Source organism: Paenibacillus xylaniclasticus (assembly GCF_004001065.1).
Lineage (GTDB): Bacteria > Bacillota > Bacilli > Paenibacillales > Paenibacillaceae > Paenibacillus_T > Paenibacillus_T xylaniclasticus.
Genome location: NZ_BIML01000073.1, coordinates 1 through 1,090, shown reverse-complemented (window position 1 = coordinate 1,090; position 1,090 = coordinate 1). Strand labels below are relative to the sequence as shown.

Sequence of the window (1,090 nt, the reverse complement as noted above, 5' to 3'; positions counted from 1 at the left end):
AGGACGGGCAGTGCAAAAGCTTCGGAAAAGGCGGCAACGGGTTTGTCCCAGGCGAAGGCGTCGGGGTCGTTCTGTTGAAGCCGCTGTCCAGAGCAATTGCTGACGAGGACCCGATCCATGCGATAATCCGGGGAACGAGCATTAATCACGGGGGCAAAACGAACGGCTATACGGTGCCGAGCCCGGCAGCCCAGGGCGAGCTCGTTCGCTCGGCGCTGGAGAAAGCGGGCGTGCATGCCCGGGCGGTCAGCTATATCGAAGCCCACGGAACGGGCACGGAGCTTGGTGATCCGATTGAGATCGCCGGCTTGACCCAAGCGTTCCGCAAGGATACGTCAGATACAGGCTTTTGTTCGATCGGCTCGGTGAAATCGAACATCGGACATTTGGAGGCGGCAGCGGGCATCGCGGGAGTGAGTAAAATTGTGCTGCAGATGAAACACCGGACACTGGTTCCGAGTCTGCACGCCAAGGAGCTAAATCCGAACATCAACTTCGAGCAAACGCCGTTCGTCGTTCAGCAGGAGCTGGCGGAATGGAAGCGGCCGGTGGTGGAGATCGACGGGGAGACGAAGGAATATCCGCGAATGGCCGGTATTTCGTCGTTCGGGGCAGGCGGCTCCAACGCTCATGTCATTCTGGAAGAATACATTCCGGAGGAGAGAGCCAAGCTGGCGGTAACAGCCTGGAATCCGGCGGTCATCGTAATGTCGTCGAGAAATGAAGACCAGCTGAAGAAGCAGGCAGAACGGATGCTGACCGCCATTGAAGAGGGTAGAGTAACGGAAGACAGTCTGGCGGATATGGCGTACACGCTTCAGGTGGGCCGCGAAGCGATGGAAGAGCGGCTAGCGGTGATTGCGGTGTCGATGCAGGAATTGAAGGACAAGCTGAAAGCATTCCTGGAAGGGAAGGATGGCATCCCCGAGCTGTACCGTGGTCAGGTTAAACGGAACAAAGAGGCGCTGACGGCGCTGGTAGAAGACGAGGATATGGAGAAGACGATAGCCTCCTGGATTCGGAAGAGGAAATACGCGAAGGTGGCCGATCTGTGGGTTAAAGGGCTGGACATTGACTGGACCGAGCTGTA

The 1,090-nt window shown here is 57.6% G+C and carries 1 protein-coding gene; it reads left to right on the top strand.

Going from position 1 to position 1,090, the window contains the following annotated elements:
* A partial coding sequence (locus PXY01_RS21970) for a KS-MAT linker domain-containing protein (protein ID WP_164744552.1) occupies positions 1 to 1,090 on the top strand: 1,090 nt, incomplete at both ends.